Consider the following 16859-nt stretch of genomic DNA (forward strand, 5'->3'; position numbering starts at 1 on the left):
CTTCAAAGCCCCAGCGTTGCCAGGCGCTGGGCCTGGTCATGCTCTGTCAGGGCTGTGATGATCTCCTCCATATCCCCCCCCATGATGTGGGGCAGGCGGTGCGTGGTAAGGTTGATGCGGTGGTCCGTCACCCTGCCTTGGGGGAAGTTGTAAGTGCGGATGCGCTCTGAACGGTCGCCTGTGCCCACCTGGTCGCGGCGGGCGCTGGCACGTTCCTCATGGGCGGTGCTGCGGGCTTTCTCAAACAAGCGTGCGCGCAGGATGGCCATGGCCTTTTCGCGGTTGCGGTGCTGGCTGCGCTCCTCCTGCATGGCCACCACCACACCTGTTGGCAGGTGGGTGATGCGTACGGCGCTCTCCGTTTTGTTGACATGCTGCCCGCCCGCGCCAGAGGCCCTGTAGACGTCTATGCGCAGGTCGCGCTGGTCTATGGCCACGTCAACCTCACAGGCTTCAGGCAGCACAGCAACCGTCACAGTGGAGGTGTGGATGCGGCCCTGGCTTTCCGTGGCTGGCACGCGCTGTACCCTGTGGACGCCTGATTCATGCTTGAGATGCGCAAACACCCCTTTGCCTGTGATGCTGGCCACCCCTTCCTTAAGGCCACCAAGTTCACTAGGGGTGAGGGAGAGGGCCTCAAAGCGCCAGCCCTGGCTTTCCGCGTAGCGCCTGTAAAGCTCCAGCAGCTCCCCAGCAAACAAGGCGGCCTCATCACCGCCAGCGGCAGGGCGGACCTCCAGGATGGCGCTGCGCTCATCGGTTTCATCGCGGGGCAGCAGGGCCAGCTTCATGGCCTTCTCAAGGGCAGGCAAGGCCCCTTCAAGCCGTTGCACTTCAGCACGCGCCAGGGGGGCCATCTCCGGATCATGCAGAAGGGCCTGCGCGTCCCCATGTTGGCGCAAAGCGTCCTGCCAAGCACGGATGGCCGCAACGGGCTTTTCAAGCGCAGCATAATCCTGCGCCAAAGCGGCCATGTCCTGCCCTGCCGTCTCCCCAGCGCCCATCATGGCCTGCAGTTCCTCAAAGCGGGCGATGATGGGCGCCAAATGAAGGTGAAAAGCTTCCTCTCCCATTGATCAGCCCCTAGGCTTGGCGCTTTCCAAAGCCTGCAGCAAGGCGCCCTCTGGCAAGGTTTGCTGAGTGCGGTCTTCCAGGTTGCGCAGCTGCACCTGGCCTTGGGCCAGCTCCTCCTCACCCACGAACACGGCAAGCTTAGCGCCCGCCTTGAGGGTGCGTTCAAGGCGTTTTTTCATGTTGCCGCGCGTTTCAATCTGCACAACATGACCAGCCCGGCGCAGTTGGCGCGCCAATTCAGCGGCCTTGGCTGTGGTGGCGCCCCCCATGGGCAGGATGGCCAGTGGGCTGGTGGATTGGTGGGGGGCCTCAATCAAGGCTGAAAGGCGCTCCACCCCCGCAGCCCAGCCAATGGCCGGCACGGCGGGACCGCCCATTTCAGCCACTAGGTCCTCATAGCGGCCACCAGCCAGGACGGTGCCCTGGGCGCCAAGCTTGTCGGTGACGAACTCGAACGCGGTGTGGCTGTAATAGTCAAGGCCACGCACAATCAGCGGGTTGTCACGCCACACCACCCCAAAAGCGCTTAAAGCTTGGCGCACATCATCCCAGAACCGCTTGGATTCGTCATCAAGGTAACCAGCAAACGCTGGGGCGTCCGCCACCAGGGCTTTGTCGCCCTCATGCTTGCTGTCCAAAATGCGCAGGGGGTTGACGCGCAGGCGCGCGCGGCTGTCAGCGGAGAGGTCGTTTTCAAAACGGGAGAAATGCGCAATCAACGCCTCCCGCCAGGCCTGGCGGCTAGCCTTGTTGCCCAACGTGTTGAGCTCCAGCGTGACGTCATCCCCCAGCCCCAGGGCCTCGAGGAAGTCTGCGGCCATGGCGATGGTCTCAGCATCGCGCAGGGAATCGTCAGCGCCCAGGAACTCAGCGCCAATTTGGTGGAACTCCCTGTAGCGGCCTTTTTGCGGACGCTCATAGCGGAACATGGGTCCTTGGTAGAACACGCGCTGGGGCAGCGTTTGCGTTAAGCCATTGGTAACCAAGGCGCGGCAGATACCCGCTGTGCCCTCAGGGCGCAGGGTGAGTGAATCACCGCTGCGGTCCTCAAAGCTGTACATTTCTTTGGAGACGACATCGGAACTTTCCCCAAGGGAGCGGGCGAAAACCCCTGTCTCCTCAAAAATGGGGGTTTCCCATTCAGTGAAGCCGTAACGGGCAAAGACGCGCCGCCCCGTTTCCACAACATGGCGGAAGCGGGCCATCTCCGCCCCAAGAAGGTCGTGGGTGCCTCTAGGGGGACGCATGGCCATGGTGTGTACTCCGCCTGGATGGGGTTGGGGAAATCAGCCAGCCTTATGCCAGGCCACGGCCAAGCTGTGAAGCCTGCCTAGGGCGCAGCTGTGCTGGCTGGCAGGGCGTTTTAGGAAGCGGCTTTCTGGCTGGCCTCCTCAGCCTGTTTTTTGGCAACCTGCTTCTCAACCAGTTCCACGATGTGGTCCACCATCTCCTCCGTTGTGGTCACGTGGTCCTTGGCGCCGGCGCGGTAGACCATATGCTTGCCAGAGGGGCCGCCCGTCACGCCCAGATCCGTCATCAAGGCTTCGCCAGGGCCATTGACCATGCAGCCGATGATAGACAACGTCATGGGGGTGGTGATGTGGGAGAGGCGCTCCTCAAGGGCTGCAACCGTCTCCACCACATTGTAGCCTTTGCGCGCGCAGGAGGGGCAAGAGATGATCTTCACGCCGCGATTGCGCAAGCCCAGTGTTTTGAGGATGTCCCAACCCACCTTCACCTCCTCTTCAGGTGGGGTGGAGAGGGAGACGCGCATGGTGTCGCCAATGCCACTCCAAAGCAGCTGCCCCAGCCCGATGGAGGAACGCACTGTGCCAGCGCGCTGGGAGCCGGCCTCCGTGATGCCAATGTGCAGCGGCTGGTCGCAGCGCTTGGCCAGCTCCTTGTAAGCGGCCACGGCCATGAACACGTCTGAGGCCTTCACGCTGATTTTAAATTCGTAGAAGTCCTCGTCCCACAGCATTTGGGCGTGCTCAAGGGCGCTTTCCACCAGGGCCTCTGGCGTGGGTTCGCCATATTTCTCAAGCAGGTGCTTCTCCAAGCTGCCGGCGTTAACGCCAATGCGCATGGCGCAGCCATGGTCGCGCGCAGCCTTGATGACCTCCTTGACCTTTTCTTTGCTACCGATGTTGCCTGGGTTAATGCGCAGGCAGGCCGCGCCGTTCTGGGCGGCCTCAATGGCGCGCTTGTACTGGAAGTGGATGTCGGCAACGATGGGCACCTCCACCGCCTTAACGATGTCGCGCAGGGCGGCGGTGCTTTCCTTGTCTGGCGTGGAAACGCGCACGATGTCCACGCCGGCGGCCTCGGCAAGTTTGATCTGCGCCACGGTGCCGGCCACGTCCGTTGTCAAGGTGTTGGTCATGGTCTGGATGGAAATGGGCGCATCCCCCCCCACGGGAACCTTGCCCACATGGATCTGGCGCGACTTGCGGCGTTCAATGTGCTGGTAAGGGCGAAGACCATTCATGCTCATAACCTCGTCTGTCTCTTATCATCAAAGCGGTTGCAGCCAGCTAGGACCAGGGCGGGGCGCCGGGCCAAGCTGGGCCCTGTCGGGGCAGTCCCCTTGGTCATAGGGCAAGCGCCGCCTGGGGGGAACAGCCGACTGCGCACCTAAGCCACCATGCTTCTGCCCCACCTGCGCTACCAGCTGCTTGGCAAGAGGACTTTACCGGTCCTTTTCAAGCGGCGTTTCCGCATTGCCACAGCTGGCAGGAACTTTCCCAGGCCAGCTGCCCAGGGCCGCACGAGGCTTGCGCCCCGCTACTTGTTTTCCCAGGCACAGGCATGCTGGCCGCCACCTGCGCTGCGCGTCCCGCTTGGGGCAACCCATTAAGGGGCCAAGTCAGTCGGGGCCAGATTGGTGGGGGTGGCAGGCGTTGGCTTGGTGTGGACTGGTTCCTCCACATGCCAAGCGCGCTTGCGCTGTTCTGGGGGGTGCTTGGCTGGTTTTTTAGCAGGGGTGGGTTTGGTTTTCTCCTTTTGCAGCATGTGACTTTCAGCGCTCACCGCTGCAGCGGTGGCAGCGGTGTTGGTAGCTTCATCCACAGCGGCTGCCGTGGAGGTGGTGGCTGGCTCATCCAAAGCTTGCTGGAGGGTGCCGTTCTCAATCGCCTCCGCCGTTAGGATGAGGCGGCGCTTGCTTGCACCCGTAGTCAGGGGCGCTGTTGAAGGCTCCGTGCTGTCCGCCCCCCCTGCCTTGAGGGTGAACTGGCTGCCATTGGCAGCGCGGATGGTGTAGGGCGCGCCTTCAGCAGGCCCCACCCAATGCTCCCCTTTGTGCATGACGTGGGCAAAACGCACATGGCCGGTTTTATCGCGGACAGAGACCCAGCTGCGCCCGTGGGCCTCAAGCGTGAAATGATCATAATGGCGGCTGAAGCCAAGGGTGTCTGCCATCGCCCCCGTTTGGTTGGCTGCCCCAGATTGGTCGCCAGCCAGGCGGTCCGCGGTGGCTTTGGCCTTCTGGATGTCGCTGGCGGAAACGCCATTGCTGCCATTGTTGCTAGCGCTGGTGGGCGCATTGGGGAACAGCGGCGCTGTACCGTTCTCAGGCGGCAGGCCTGAAGGGTTGGCCTGGCTGGCAGCCGCTGGGACAGGGTGCGCGGCAACGGGGCTGGCTGGGCTGGCGACAGGCCCTTCAGCTGAAGCCAGGGCGCTGTCGTCAGGGCCATTGGCAGCTGCCACTGTATCGCTGACGACACCTTGGGCAACCTGGGGGGAGGGGTTGAAGAAATACCAACCACCATAGGCAAGTCCCAGGAACGCGCAGCCAACCAGCAGCAAGGCCGGCCAGGAAACATGCCCAGCATCCCCATCCCGGACCTGGGGCATGTAGAGTTTCTCAGTGGGGTCTTTCTGGTGGTTTTTGCAGTACTCAAGCGCCAGGCCAGGTCCATCCAGCCCCATGAAAGCAGCATAAGCCTTCATGAAGCCAATCACGTAGGGGCGCCCTGGCAGAGCATCAAAATCGTTGCGCTCAAGTGCTTCCAGGTGGCTTTGCCTGATGTGCAAATGACGGGAGACCTCATCCAAGCTCAGGCCTAGTTCAGCACGCCTGTGGCGCAGCACGGCCCCCACGGATTGGGGTGGCGCTTCAGCGCCAGCCGCCTTGGCTTGCTGGCCCGTATTCTGCTCTCGGTTCATCATGCTGTTTCCCTGCCTGGACTCTTGGTCAACAGTCTCTGGGTTAAAGGGTTGGAAGGTCAAGACGTCTTCTATAGCGCACAATGCCTGGCCAAGAGGTTAATCAAGGGCCACGGCACCTTCTTACCCAAGCTCCAAGCCAGCTTGGGACAGTGGTGGCTGGCCAGGCGTACCCAGGGAGCTGGGTGCGCTCAGCTGCGCCCCTCCAGGGCGGCAGCCGCCTGGGCCACCAATGTCTGGATGATAACTGCTACAGGGCGCACGGCCTTGACCATGCCCACGGACTGGCCAGCCATCACGGAGCCATTCTCCACATCGCCTTCAATCACGGCGCGCCTGAGTGCCCCAGCCCAGAAATGCTCAATCTCCAGCCGGGCAGCATCCAGCGCCAGCTCGCCCGCCTCCAGGCGCTGCAGGGTTTGGGCCTGGTGGCGCATGAAATGGCGGCTAGCTTCGTTGCCGAGGCCCCGCACGGGGATCACGGGCAGACGTTCGTCAAGCTGGGTTGTCACGCCAGCGTCACGGGCATTGGCGCGCACGAAGGCCTTCTTGAACCGCTCATGGGCAATGCTTTCCTCTGAAGCGGCAAAAAGGGTGCCCAGCTGCGCGCCAGCCGCCCCCCGCTCCAGATAGGAGAGGATGGCTTCCCCCCGCCCCAGCCCACCAGCCACGAACACGGGCACTTCCTTGATTTCCGGCAGGATCTCCTGGGCCAGCACGTTGAGCGAAACAGGCCCCACATGACCGCCTGCCTCTGAGCCTTCAATCACGATGGCGTCAATGCCCTGCCGCACCAGGCGCTTGGCGAAGGGTAGAGCAGGGGCGAAGCCAATGGCCTTGGCGCCGCTCTTTTTAACGCGCCCAATCATGGCGCCAGTCGGCAGGCCGCCAGCCAACACTACATGACCAATCCCCTCCTCAGCGCAAACGTCAATCAGCGCGTCAAGATCAGGGTGCATGGTGATGAGGTTGACGCCAAAGGGCTTGTCGGTCAGGGCGCGGGTGGCGCGGATTTCCTCGCGCAGGCGCTCTGGCGCCATGGCGCCACAGGCGATGACGCCAAAGCCGCCAGCGTTGGAGATGGCCGAAACTAAGTTGCGTTCGCTCACCCAGCTCATCGCACCGCCCAGCAAGGCATAGCGCGTACCTAGGAAGGCGCAGCCACGGGCTGTAAGCGCCTGCAGCTTCTGAAATCCTGGGCTGCTTTCCAGCTTTTCAAGGGTGGTATTTGCAGGGGTGGCTGTGGTGGGCGACAGGTTGGAGGTCATGGTTCAGGCCGCCCCCTCAGCAGGGCCGTCAAGGCCATAAGCGGTGTGCAGCGCCCGCATGGCCAGTTCAGCGTATTCAGCATCAATCAACACGGATACCTTGATTTCACTGGTGGAGATCACCTGAACATTAATACCGCGCTCAGCCAAGGTGCTGAACATGGTGGCCGCCACACCTGGATTGGAACGCATGCCAACCCCCACAACGCTGATTTTGGCCACGTTGCGCGATGACAGCAGCGCGCCATAGGGAATTTCAGCGCGCAGCTCCTCCAACAAGCGAATGGTGCGGGCCTCGTCACTGCGGGCGGCGGTGAAGGTCAGGTTGGTGGTGCCGTCCTCCCCAATGGCCTGGACGATCATGTCAATGTTGATAGCGGCTTCTGAAAGGGCTTTGAACAAGCGCCCCGCTACGCCGGGCTGGTCTGGCACGCGGCTCAGGGTGAACTTGGCTTCATCAATGGAGTAGGCAATGCCTGTGACGAGTTTCTTTTCCACGCTTGCATCCTCATCGGCGACGACGGTGCCAGTGTCGCGGCCTGGTTCAACATCACTGAATGACGACAGGACGCGCACCAGGACGCGTTCCCGCATGGCCAGGCCCACGCTGCGTGTTTGCAGCACTTTGGCGCCGCCTGAAGCCAGCTCCAGCATTTCCTCGTAAGCGACATGGCGCAGGCGCTGGGCGTTTTTCACAATGCGCGGGTCGCTGGTGTAGACGCCATCAACATCAGTATAAATATCGCAGCGCGCAGCCCCGATGGCGGCAGCCAGCGCCACAGCGGAAGTGTCCGAACCGCCACGCCCCAATGTCGCGATGCGCCCTTCAGGGCTGAGGCCCTGGAAGCCAGCCATGACGGGTACTTCGTTTTTCTGGAGGCTGGCCAGAACCGCTTCGCCGTCAACGCTTTCAATGGCGGCATGGCCATAAGCAGTGTCAGTGTGCAGCGCCACCTGCCACCCCTGGAAAGAGCGTGACGGCACCCCAAGGTTATTGAGCGCGATGGCCAGCAGCCCGCTGGTAACTTGCTCCCCACTGGCCACGACGGCGTCCGCCTCCGCCGCTGGGGCGAGGGGGTCCAGGTCGTGGCAGAAGCCAACCATTTGGTTGGTGACGCCCGCCATAGCTGATACCACCACCGCAACGCGGTTACCCCTGGCGCGCTCCGCCTGAACACGCTTGGCAACATGGCGAATGCGGTCCAGGTCAGCCACGGAGGTGCCGCCAAACTTCATCACCACGATGGGGGCAGTGGCGCCAGTGCCAGGCTCCCCTGATGGAAGGGTTGCAGGGGTGCTAGCAGGTGCTGGTGAGGGGCGTGCCGTGGTCATGCGGACTTGCGCTCCGGTGTGATTTGTTAAAAACAACCTGTTTGAATGAACGCAGTTCCATAGCCGCTGCACAGGGTTTCGTCCAGTTTTGGCCCCTGTGGCCAGCTTTTGACCGGAGACAACGCCATGCCACCATCCCAGCATGCCCACCAGGGGGGTGGCCATCATGGTTCAAGCCAAGGGGGGGCGCCCCGCGCCCGCCACGCCAGCAGCATCAACGCTGAGGAGATAGCCCATTTCGATGCCTTGGCTGATGAATGGTGGAACCCTAAAGGCCCCATGGCGCCCCTTCATGCCATGAACCCAGCGCGCACCGACTGGGTGAAGGCGCAGGTGGAAAAACACCTAAAGCCAGCACCCAGCCAGGAGCAGGGAGGGCAATGCTTGCATTTGTTGGACATGGGATGTGGCGCTGGATTGGCCAGCGAACGTTACGCAAGGCTTGGCTTTGACACCCTTGGTTGTGATGCAAGCCCCAGTGCCCTGGCAGCTGCGCGCGCCCACCTTGCCAGCCACCCCTTGGGTAGGGGGGCCGGCACCCTCCATTACCACCACGGCAGCGCTGAGGAGCTGGCGGCGGCTGGCAAGACGTTTGACGTAGTGAGCGCGCTTGAGATTGTTGAGCACGTCAACAACCCAGCGCAGTTCATCAAGAACTTGGCTGCCCTAGTGCGGCCTGGGGGCTGCGTTGCGCTGTCCACCCTCAACCGCACAGTGAAGTCATTCCTGGTGGCCAAGGTGGGCGCTGAATATGTACTGCGAATGGTGGAGAAAGGCACCCATGACTGGCGTAAGTTCATCACCCCCGCTGAGCTTGAGGCCATGGGCACCCAGGCTGGCCTGCGCCTGGTGGCGATGAGCGGCCTGAACCCCCATGGCAGCAGCTGGCGCGCTGGCGGTGGTGTTGATGTTAATTACATCACCCTGTTCCAGAAACCGGCCCCTTGAACCAGCGCACCGCCCAACCAAGCCAATCCTTGGGGACCCCAAGCTGTGAAAACCTTTAAGCCCTGGAAGCAGTGAAGCCAGCCTGAGCGACAGTGCCCAGGCTGGCTTCACGCATTCAGGCGCTGCCTGTCACATCAAGCCCATTAGGGCTGGGTGATGAGGAACGCCAAGGTGGTTGGGGTACCCACAGGCGTGTACAGCTTGGTGAACTTCAGCTGCCCATCACGCTTGTTGTGGCGGAATGACGTCACGGTGTCGGAGCGCTGGTTGGCAACGAACAGGAAGTTCCTTGTGGGGTCGAACTCCATGGCGCGGCCATAGTCAGCGTGGGTCCAGAGCTCATCCTGGAGCGTCAGGGTGCCGTCAGGGTTGACGCCGAACACGGCAATGGAATCGCCCAGGCGGTTGGAGACGTAAACATGCTTGTCATCCTCGGAGATGAGGATTTCAGCTGCCAGGGAAGAGCCCTTGAAGTAAGGCGGCAGGGCGATAACGCGCTGCATGACCGTCATGGCACCCGTCTTCGGGTTGAACTTGGACACCACAACATGGGAGTCCTGCTCGCACAGATTATAGAGCAGCGTGCCCTGCTTGTTGAACACGAAATGGCGCGGCGCGGAGCCGGGCAGCATCTGGTAGAATGGCACAGCAGCGGGGATGAGCTTGCCCGTCTTAAGGTCAAGGCGCCACACATAGACGCGGTCCAGCCCGGCATCGTCCGCCAGGACGAACTGGCCGTCAGGCGTGGCAGCGATCATGTGGGGGTGAGACCCTGAGTGGTCGGAGACAGCAAAGTTGCCCACGGGGTTGTCTGCTGCGCGTTCAGGCATTTTGGGACCTGTGATGCGCACGACGTCTGTGGCCTCCCCCAAGCTGCCATCAGCCTTAATGGGCAGGACGGAGACGCTGCCGCCAACATAGTTGGCGCACAGAACATATTTGCCAGAAGGGTGAATGCTGATGAAAGCAGGTACTGCCCCCCCTGAACTGACAACGTCCTGCTTGGTCAGGGCGCCTGTGCGGGGGTCAACGGCAAAAGCAGTGACGCAGCCATCGCCTTCCTTGTTGAAGTCGTCAATTTCGCTCAACGCGTAGAGGTGGCGCTGGTTTTTGGACAGAACGATGAAGGAGGGGCTGTCAATGTCCGTGAAGGTGTCAAGCGGGGTTAGGGCGCCTGTTGAGCGGTCCATCTGGAAAGAGGCAATGCCAAGGCCGTAACCATCCACGCCAGGCGGACCATGCTTGGTGTAACCACCAACATAGCAGATAATACGCCCAGGGCCTGTGGGCTCCACGTTGGTGTCTTCCATGTTCTCCACAGAAGCATGGGCTGGCTGCGCGCTCAATGTGGCGGCGGCGCCCAGGGCGGCAGCGCCCAGGGCGAAATGGCGCCGCGTAACGGTTGTTGACATGGTTGCACTCCTATGGAAGCAGGGGCCACCGCCATGGCTGCCCTGCAAGCGGGCCTGGCCGTGGGGTTGAGGCACCTTTAACTGTTCATCAAGCTGTTTATAACTTGTCAAACATCAGCTTGAGAGCGTGCCAGACGCAGCCCAGCCCCCACATGGCCGCCCTACCCAAAGCCTTGCCGCTGCTTTGTGATGGCTTCATCAGCCAGCTTTGCCTGCAAAGGGAACGCCACCCCCAGACCAACAGCGCCAAGACCAGGACCTATCACTCAAAGAGAGCCCAACAAGGAACGCCAGAACAGCAGTGGCACTGCAAGCCCCAGCCCTGGCCTGCCAATAACGGCACTCATGGTAATGAATGATTACCAGCGTTTGTCTGGATTTTGTTCCCTAGGGCCAGCAATAGTCAGGGCCCTGTGGGTCAGTGAATGTTGGGGTCCATTTTGCATTGGGCGCCTGGTTCAGGCCCCTTGAAGCGCGTCCAGATTTCGGTTTGGCCAAAAATGGGCAGACCGATATAGCCGTGGAGCTCCATCTGGCCTTTTTTGTTGCGCCATACGGTCGCTTGGTAAATGCGCCCTGTGCGAGGGTCGAGAATGTGCCCCACCCAGCGCCCACTGTGCGTTTTGTTGAAGCGCATCAACAAGCCAAGTCCACATTCAGAACGCCCCCAGTAATCACGGGGGGGCTGAGGGGTGCGGTATTTCAAGCCGATGATCCAACCGCACAGGCGCCGGTCGGTGGCGCTGCAAGGGCCAACATCGAAAATGCCCTCCTTGTTGGAAACCAGCCACTCCCCCCGCACAGCGTCCATGGCCTCCTGCCAGCTGACTTCCCGGTCATCTGACTCATCGTCATCATCGTCGTGGTCATCAGGCGGGGCCGTAACGGAAGCTTGAACAGCCCCCTGCACTGTGGTGACGGTGGGTGCGGTACCCTTGCCACCCCCCACAGCCTGGGCAGGAATCCCCCATGCCCCCAGCAGCAGCGCCGCCATGGCGCCAAGACCATAACCTAGGCGCGGTTTGGCCGCAGGGCGTTGCCGCGGCCCTTCCACAGCCATGCCAGGCTTCCCTGGTTCAGGCTGCCCTGATTCTGTCATGCCAGCGCCCATGGGGTTCTCACTTCTTGCCAAGAAGGGGGTCAAGCTTGCCCGTTTGGTCAAGTTTCATCAGGTCGTCACAGCCACCCAGGGAAACGCCATCCACGAAAATCTGCGGCACGGTGCGCTGGCCGCCTGAACGCTTGATGGCCTCTTCGCGTTCAGCTGTGCCATGGGGGGCGTTGATTTCCGTGAAGGGCACCCCCTTGGCCTGCAGCAAAGCCACGGCGCGGTGGCAGTAAGGGCAACCCGGCTGGGTGAAAATCTCAATCTTGGGCATGGGAAGGCTCCCTCCTCTGGGTGGTGATGGGGCGCGGTCACACCACCCCATCAGGGCTTGTCATCTGCCTTCGCAGCGCCAGGCTCCGTCACCCTGGCGGCCGTCAGGACAGCCACAGGGCCTGCGCCAGAACTTTTCAGCGCCTGGCAGCAGGCGGCTGCCGTGGCACCTGTTGTCATAACATCGTCAATCAACACCACAGGCCGCTGGTGAAGCATAGTGCACCTAGCGGCCCTGGTGGCTACAACATCGCACAATTCAGCTTGCCGTTCCAGTCGCCCCAGCCCTTCCAAAGGTCGCGTGGGGCGCAAGCGTACCAGGGCGTCCAGGCATAGCTCCACCCCTGTGAGCTTGGCCAGGGCTTTGGCTATTAAGGCAGACTGGTTAAAGCCCCTGCGCCGCAGCGCTTGGATGTGCAGCGGCACTGGCACCAGAAGGGCCTTGCTGAACGCGCCACCTTGCCCCCTGCCCAGCGTGCCTTCCCCTCTAAAAAGGGGCATTTGGGCCATGAAACGGCCCAGAAGCCCAGCGCAGGGCTGTTGCTGGTGGTATTTCAGGTTGGTGACAAGCGTGCGTGCCGTGGCCTTGTAATGAAAAGGCGCCCAAGCCTGAACCCAGGGGGTTTCACGGCCAGGGGAAAAATGTGGGGAAGCATGGCTGATGAAGGGCAACGCCTTGTAGCAAGACGGGCAAAGCATGACGCCACTTTGGCGCACCGCCTGAACAAACACCCCGCAACAGGCACAGCGCGGTGGGTAAAGCCAACTGGCCGCCCCGTGCAGCCAATCGCGCCAGGGCACGGCCCCGCTCACCGCCCCACCGGGCAAACTTGACCAAACAAGCCTGCGCGGTCAGGGGGTGACTTCGGGCGCCTTGACACCACATGCGCCCAAATGGCGGGTGAAATCAGCCTTCAAGCGCTCCAGCCCTTCTGCCGTGCTGGCCTCCAGGCGCGCCACGAGGACAGCCTGCGTGTTGGAGGGGCGCAGAAGCCACCAGCCATCAGCCGTGTTGACGCGCACGCCATCAATGGTGGTGACGTCAGCGCCTTCCTGGGCCAGGTGGGCGGCAACCTCCTTCACCACAGCGAATTTGCGGGCGTCATCGCAGGGGAAGCGCAGCTCTGGGGTGCTGACCATGGCGGGCAATCGCTTGCGAGTGTCTGAAAGGCGCCCTTGAAGGCGGGAGACAACACCCATAGCGCGCACAGCAGCATAGAGGGCATCGTCAAAGCCATACCATTTGTCAGCATAGAAAATGTGCCCAGACATTTCCCCAGCCAGGGGTGCGCCCGTTTCCGCCATGGCCTGCTTGACCAATGAATGGCCTGTGCGTTCCATGTGGGGGCGACCCCCAGCGCGCTTGACCTCATCAAACAGCACCTGGCTTGCCTTGACGTCAGCGATGATGGTCTCCCCAGGGCGCTGGCGCAGCAGGTCGCTGGCCAGGATGGCCAGAATCTGGTCCCCCCAGAGGATGTGCCCCTCATCATCGACCAGGCCAATGCGGTCGGCGTCACCATCAAAGGCCACGCCGAAATCGGCTTTGTGCTGGCGCACCGCCGCCACGAGGTCGGCCAGGTTCTCCGCCACGGTGGGGTCGGGGTGGTGGTTGGGGAAGGTGCCGTCCACTTCCGGGTAAAGCACGATATGCTCCCCAGGCAGCGCCTCGACAAGCTTGCCCAGGACCTCCCCCGCACAGGAATTGCCGTTGTCCCAGACGATCTTCAGCCCTTTGGCTGCCTCATGGCTGGGGCCGTCATAATCACGCAGGATGCGCGTGACGTAATCATGGCGCGGGTCGATGCGTTCTTCACTGCCTTGGCCGCCCATCACGGCGCCTTGGCTGGCGGCAGCCCCCAGTTCCTTAATCATAGCGCCAAAGAAAGGCTTGCCCCCCAACACCATTTTAAAGCCGTTGTGGCTGGCTGGGTTGTGGCTGCCCGTCACCATGATGGCACCATCCGTGCCTGTGGCGGCATTGGCGAAATACAGCATGGGGGTTGGCCCCATGCCAATGCGGCGCACATGGATGCCACTGTCGCGCAGGCCGCGTACCAGTTCGTTTTCCAATTCCTTTGAAGAAAGGCGCCCATCACGCCCCACAGCAACGCAGCGCCCCCCGCCCTGGCGCACCTTGGTGCCGAACACGCGCCCCAGCGCGTAGGCGTCAGCAGGGAAGAGGGTCTCACCCACAATGCCGCGCATGTCGTACTCACGCAGGATGGTGGGGTTGAACTGATGGGTGAAGCGGGAAGTGGGGGTGTTCATGATGGTGCTTCCAGGGGGAGGGAGGAAAAGTACCAGGAGGGTTGTTCAGACATATTTCTTGAGAATCGCCTTGAAATCCCCCCCAAGGTCGGGACGCTCCAGGGCTAGCGCCACCTGCGCCTCAAGGAAGCCTAGCTTGTTGCCGCAATCATAGCGTACCCCTTCATAGCGCAAGCCGTGGAAAGGCTGCCGGCCTATCAGTTCAGCCATGGCGTCAGTGAGCTGCACCTCACCGCCAACGCCTTTTTTGAGGTGCGAAAGGGGCTCCAGAACGTCAGCTGTCAGGATGTAGCGCCCAATGACGGAGAGGTTAGAAGGGGCATCTTCAGGGCGCGGCTTCTCCACCAGGCCCTTGACCTCCACCTCGCGCCCATTGTCAGCGCCAACATCCAGAATGCCGTAACGGTCTGTTTGCGCTGGCGGGACCTCGTCAACAGCCACGACATTGCCGCCAGTCCTGTTGTAAACGTCCACAAGTTGGCTCAGGCAGCCACGCTCGCCTTTGACGAGGTCATCAGGCAGCAGGATGGCGAAAGGGTCATTGCCGATGAAGTCACGCGCGCACCAAATGGCGTGGCCAAGCCCAAGGGGTTTCTGCTGGCGCACAGCCACCATGCAGCCAGCCTCAATCTCGCTGTCGGCCAAAGCCTTGAGGGCGCTTTGCTTGCCGCGCCTGCGCAGTGTTTCCTCCAACTCATAGGCGACATCGAAGTAATCAATGAGGTTGTCTTTGCCGCGCGCTGTGACGAGGCAGAATTCCTCAATGCCAGCTTCGCGCGCCTCGTCAATGGCATATTGGATAAGGGGACGGTCCACCACGGGAAGCATTTCCTTGGGCATGGCTTTGGTGGCGGGCAGGAAACGCGTTCCCATTCCAGCCACGGGCAAAACTGCCTTGCGCAGGGGCTTCACCATGGGTTTCTCCTTGGAATTCCTTCTCTGGAATCCTCTTCTCGAATTCAGGCGGTTTGTGTGGAGCTACCGCGCGATCAAGCCCACCAACAAGCCTGCTAAGGGAGCGCTTGCGCCCCCCTGGTGCTGGCTGGACGTGTTAAACGCACAAATGAGGCCAAAAACCGACAGCCCCCGGAATGAAAACCGTGAAAAACGGTGAAATGACCTGCTGGAAGGGCTTCAAAAGGCCTTGAGGGTGCGCATTCATTCCTGCCTCCCCCTCTGCGCATAGGTCATGGGCGCATCCTGCCCCAGCAAACGGATGCCCAAACAAAAACGCCCCTTGACCCATGGCAAGGAGCGTTCTGGCAGCAACGCCCTTGGATAGACTAGGGCGCTGATGAAGATATGGTGCGACCGAGAAGACTTGAACTTCCACGAGGTTTCCCTCACAAGCACCTCAAGCTTGCGTGTCTACCGATTCCACCACGGTCGCAGTGAACAGCTGTTGATGACTTCCTGGGGAGGTTCGCCAACACAGGCTAACACCCCAGGCAACCCTCAAAAGCTGCGGTGGGCCATGATATAGAACATGGCTTAAGGCCTTTCAAGCACTTTTCAAGGGACGCAGCATGATTTTCCCCTTTTCCAACCCAGTACCCAGCATCGCTCCGGCAGCTGGGCCTCTATGGTGGAAAGCGTTCCAACCCATTGCCTACCCCTGCGCCCTGGAAGCCATGGGCAGGCATGTCCGCGCCATGGCTGAAACGCGCGGCCCAACCCAAGCGCCACAGGGGGAAGCGGTGTGGATGCTTGAACATCCCCCCCTTTACACAGCGGGCACATCAGCCAAGCCAGAGCACCTCATGAACCAGCAACGTCACCCCACGTTCCAGGCGGGGCGTGGGGGGCAGTGGACCTACCACGGGCCAGGGCAGCGCGTCATTTACGCCATGCTGGATTTAACGCGCCCCCATGGCAGCGTGGCAGCGCGCGACATCAGGGCCTATGTCCAAGGGCTGGAACGCTGGCTGGTGGCTGCGCTGGGGCGCCTTGGGGTGGTGGCTTTCACCCGTGAAGGGCGGGTGGGGGTGTGGTGCCAAGATCCTGCCACAGGCCAGGAGAGTAAAATCGCCGCTTTGGGGGTGCGTGTCAGCCGCTGGGTGAGCTGGCATGGCGTCTCCCTCAACGTGGCGCCTTGCCTGGAGGACTTCACAGGCATTGTGCCGTGCGGCCTGGCTGATTACGGCGTCACCAGCTTGGCGCGTTTCCACCCAACCCTGCCAGCCGCCGCTTTGATGGCCGCTGCCGATGAAGCTTTGCTGGCCAGCTGGCCTGGTGTGTTTGGGCCAGAACAGCCCCCGCTTGCTTGACCATCCCCAAGCTGCAGGCGCAGTCAGCGCCTGGTGCCTTCAACGCCTCATAAGCCTTTGGCCTTTCAGGGGCTTTCAAACAAGGCAGGTGCTGGGGCGGTGCCTGGCGCGAACGGCGTTTTAGGCCCCAACTCCACACGCAGATCATGGCTGCGGCCGTCCACGGCCTCTAAGCTGGTGAAGTCAAGGCCGCCCTTGCCCGGGGTACGCTTGAAGCCGAGCGTGACCAAGCCATCAGAGGGGTGGAGGGCGTCAGCCAGCGAAATCTGCAGCCACCCAGGGTTAGTGGTGATGTTGGTCACTTGGGTGCCACGGGTGAAGTCGACCGGTTGGGCCAGAACGCGCCCCAACGGGCTGCGCCCCAGCCCCATGCGGGTGCGGCTGCCATCTGCCCCAATTAAAAGGATGCGCCCTTCGTCAGCTAAAAGGACCTGCCCTGCAGGGCTGGTGTAATCAAGGCGCAGATGGCCAGGCGCGTAAGTCATTTTGCCTGAAGCGACTTGGCCTTGCCCTGGCCCTTCCTGCCTGAAGGGGGCTGTGAAGGGTTTCTGCGCCCCAAAGGCCCCTTGCGCTGAGGCTAGTTCCTGGCGCTGAAGGGGGGCCAGGTTTTCCAGCCCACCACTGGCGCAGCCACCCAAGCCTAGGCCGACCACAGTTGCTATGGCGAGCGCAAGCCCCATACCGAACAGGGCTTGAGGGGAGGTATGGCGACCTTTTTTTGGCGTGGTGGAACCCATAGTGC

General features: G+C 61.8%; 15 protein-coding genes and 1 tRNA gene. 2 read left to right on the forward strand and 14 right to left on the reverse strand.

Going from position 1 to position 16859, the window contains the following annotated elements; all coding sequences use genetic code 11:
* Positions 1–2: 2 nt before the first annotated feature.
* The 6 genes from prfA to E3E12_RS00585 all read right to left on the reverse strand — a co-directional run bounded on the left by prfA (position 3) and on the right by E3E12_RS00585 (position 7745).
* The gene (gene prfA, locus E3E12_RS00560; RefSeq protein ID WP_141442581.1) at positions 3–1073 is read right to left on the reverse strand and encodes a peptide chain release factor 1; all 1071 of its coding nucleotides are present in this window, start codon (positions 1071–1073) and stop codon (positions 3–5) included.
* Positions 1074–1076: 3 nt separating this feature from the next.
* The gene (hisS, locus tag E3E12_RS00565) at positions 1077–2327 is read right to left on the reverse strand and encodes a histidine--tRNA ligase (protein WP_141442582.1); all 1251 of its coding nucleotides are present in this window, start codon (positions 2325–2327) and stop codon (positions 1077–1079) included.
* A 110-nt stretch (positions 2328–2437) separates the two neighbouring features.
* Positions 2438–3562, reverse strand: coding sequence for a flavodoxin-dependent (E)-4-hydroxy-3-methylbut-2-enyl-diphosphate synthase (gene ispG, locus E3E12_RS00570; protein WP_141443960.1), 1125 nt, complete (start codon positions 3560–3562; stop codon positions 2438–2440).
* A 365-nt stretch (positions 3563–3927) separates the two neighbouring features.
* A complete protein-coding gene (locus E3E12_RS00575; protein ID WP_141442583.1) occupies positions 3928–5244 on the reverse strand; it encodes a helix-turn-helix domain-containing protein in 1317 nt (438 codons plus the stop codon).
* Between the two features lie 188 nt (positions 5245–5432).
* Entirely contained in the window at positions 5433–6509 is a 1077-nt protein-coding gene (locus E3E12_RS00580) for an NAD(P)H-dependent flavin oxidoreductase (protein ID WP_141442584.1), read from the reverse strand.
* A 3-nt stretch (positions 6510–6512) separates the two neighbouring features.
* Positions 6513–7745 carry an aspartate kinase gene (locus tag E3E12_RS00585; RefSeq protein WP_240810640.1) on the reverse strand — a complete coding sequence of 411 codons (1233 nt, stop codon included), beginning with the start codon at positions 7743–7745 and terminating at the stop codon, positions 6513–6515.
* Between the two features lie 222 nt (positions 7746–7967).
* Here E3E12_RS00585 and ubiG point away from each other — a divergent pair, with 222 nt between their 5' ends.
* Positions 7968–8789, forward strand: a complete 822-nt coding sequence (gene ubiG, locus E3E12_RS00590) for a bifunctional 2-polyprenyl-6-hydroxyphenol methylase/3-demethylubiquinol 3-O-methyltransferase UbiG (RefSeq protein WP_141442586.1) — start codon at positions 7968–7970, stop codon at positions 8787–8789.
* Between the two features lie 143 nt (positions 8790–8932).
* Here ubiG and E3E12_RS00595 read toward each other — a convergent pair whose 3' ends face one another.
* The 7 genes from E3E12_RS00595 to E3E12_RS00625 form a co-directional block, all read right to left on the reverse strand.
* Positions 8933–10201, reverse strand: coding sequence for a lactonase family protein (locus E3E12_RS00595; RefSeq protein WP_141442587.1), 1269 nt, complete (start codon positions 10199–10201; stop codon positions 8933–8935).
* Positions 10202–10619: 418 nt separating this feature from the next.
* Complete coding sequence (locus E3E12_RS00600) at positions 10620–11333, reverse strand: DUF2147 domain-containing protein (protein ID WP_141442588.1); 714 nt, start codon at positions 11331–11333, stop codon at positions 10620–10622.
* Positions 11320–11580, reverse strand: coding sequence for a glutaredoxin 3 (grxC, locus tag E3E12_RS00605; protein ID WP_141442589.1), 261 nt, complete (start codon positions 11578–11580; stop codon positions 11320–11322). Before grxC ends, E3E12_RS00600 begins: the two co-directional genes overlap by 14 nt.
* 50 nt (positions 11581–11630) lie before the next feature.
* Positions 11631–12089, reverse strand: coding sequence for a ComF family protein (locus E3E12_RS00610; protein ID WP_141442590.1), 459 nt, complete (start codon positions 12087–12089; stop codon positions 11631–11633).
* 342 nt (positions 12090–12431) lie between these two features.
* Positions 12432–13850 (reverse strand): phosphoglucomutase/phosphomannomutase PgmG, encoded by a 1419-nt coding sequence (pgmG, locus tag E3E12_RS00615; RefSeq protein ID WP_141442591.1) that lies wholly within the window; start codon positions 13848–13850, stop codon positions 12432–12434.
* Between the two features lie 45 nt (positions 13851–13895).
* On the reverse strand, positions 13896–14765 hold the full coding sequence (gene galU / locus E3E12_RS00620; protein WP_141442592.1) for a UTP--glucose-1-phosphate uridylyltransferase GalU: 870 nt from the start codon (positions 14763–14765) through the stop codon (positions 13896–13898).
* Between the two features lie 388 nt (positions 14766–15153).
* Positions 15154–15240: transfer RNA gene (locus tag E3E12_RS00625), tRNA-Leu, on the reverse strand.
* Positions 15241–15376: 136 nt separating this feature from the next.
* On the opposite strand from E3E12_RS00625, the gene lipB reads away from it, so the two are divergent.
* Complete coding sequence (gene lipB, locus E3E12_RS00630) at positions 15377–16117, forward strand: lipoyl(octanoyl) transferase LipB (RefSeq protein ID WP_141442593.1); 741 nt, start codon at positions 15377–15379, stop codon at positions 16115–16117.
* A 65-nt stretch (positions 16118–16182) separates the two neighbouring features.
* On the opposite strand, the gene E3E12_RS00635 is transcribed toward lipB, so the two are convergent.
* Positions 16183–16854: a LolA family protein gene (locus E3E12_RS00635; RefSeq protein WP_141442594.1), complete on the reverse strand. Its 672-nt coding sequence runs from the start codon at positions 16852–16854 to the stop codon at positions 16183–16185.
* Between the last annotated feature and the right edge of the window lie 5 nt (positions 16855–16859).

The organism is Formicincola oecophyllae, from assembly GCF_006542395.2.
In the GTDB taxonomy this organism is placed as follows: Bacteria; Pseudomonadota; Alphaproteobacteria; order Acetobacterales; family Acetobacteraceae; genus Formicincola; species Formicincola oecophyllae.

Coding starts and splice junctions, on each gene's coding strand:
- prfA (WP_141442581.1), bottom strand. CDS start 1,073: ATGGGAGAGGAAGCTTTTCACCTTCATTTGGCGCCCATCATCGCCCGC.
- hisS (WP_141442582.1), bottom strand. CDS start 2,327: ATGGCCATGCGTCCCCCTAGAGGCACCCACGACCTTCTTGGGGCGGAG.
- ispG (WP_141443960.1), bottom strand. CDS start 3,562: ATGAATGGTCTTCGCCCTTACCAGCACATTGAACGCCGCAAGTCGCGC.
- E3E12_RS00575 (WP_141442583.1), bottom strand. CDS start 5,244: ATGATGAACCGAGAGCAGAATACGGGCCAGCAAGCCAAGGCGGCTGGC.
- E3E12_RS00580 (WP_141442584.1), bottom strand. CDS start 6,509: ATGACCTCCAACCTGTCGCCCACCACAGCCACCCCTGCAAATACCACC.
- E3E12_RS00585 (WP_240810640.1), bottom strand. CDS start 7,745: ATGAAGTTTGGCGGCACCTCCGTGGCTGACCTGGACCGCATTCGCCAT.
- ubiG (WP_141442586.1), top strand. CDS start 7,968: ATGCCACCATCCCAGCATGCCCACCAGGGGGGTGGCCATCATGGTTCA.
- E3E12_RS00595 (WP_141442587.1), bottom strand. CDS start 10,201: ATGTCAACAACCGTTACGCGGCGCCATTTCGCCCTGGGCGCTGCCGCC.
- grxC (WP_141442589.1), bottom strand. CDS start 11,580: ATGCCCAAGATTGAGATTTTCACCCAGCCGGGTTGCCCTTACTGCCAC.
- E3E12_RS00610 (WP_141442590.1), bottom strand. CDS start 12,089: ATGGCCCAAATGCCCCTTTTTAGAGGGGAAGGCACGCTGGGCAGGGGG.
- pgmG (WP_141442591.1), bottom strand. CDS start 13,850: ATGAACACCCCCACTTCCCGCTTCACCCATCAGTTCAACCCCACCATC.
- galU (WP_141442592.1), bottom strand. CDS start 14,765: ATGGTGAAGCCCCTGCGCAAGGCAGTTTTGCCCGTGGCTGGAATGGGA.
- lipB (WP_141442593.1), top strand. CDS start 15,377: ATGATTTTCCCCTTTTCCAACCCAGTACCCAGCATCGCTCCGGCAGCT.
- E3E12_RS00635 (WP_141442594.1), bottom strand. CDS start 16,854: ATGGGTTCCACCACGCCAAAAAAAGGTCGCCATACCTCCCCTCAAGCC.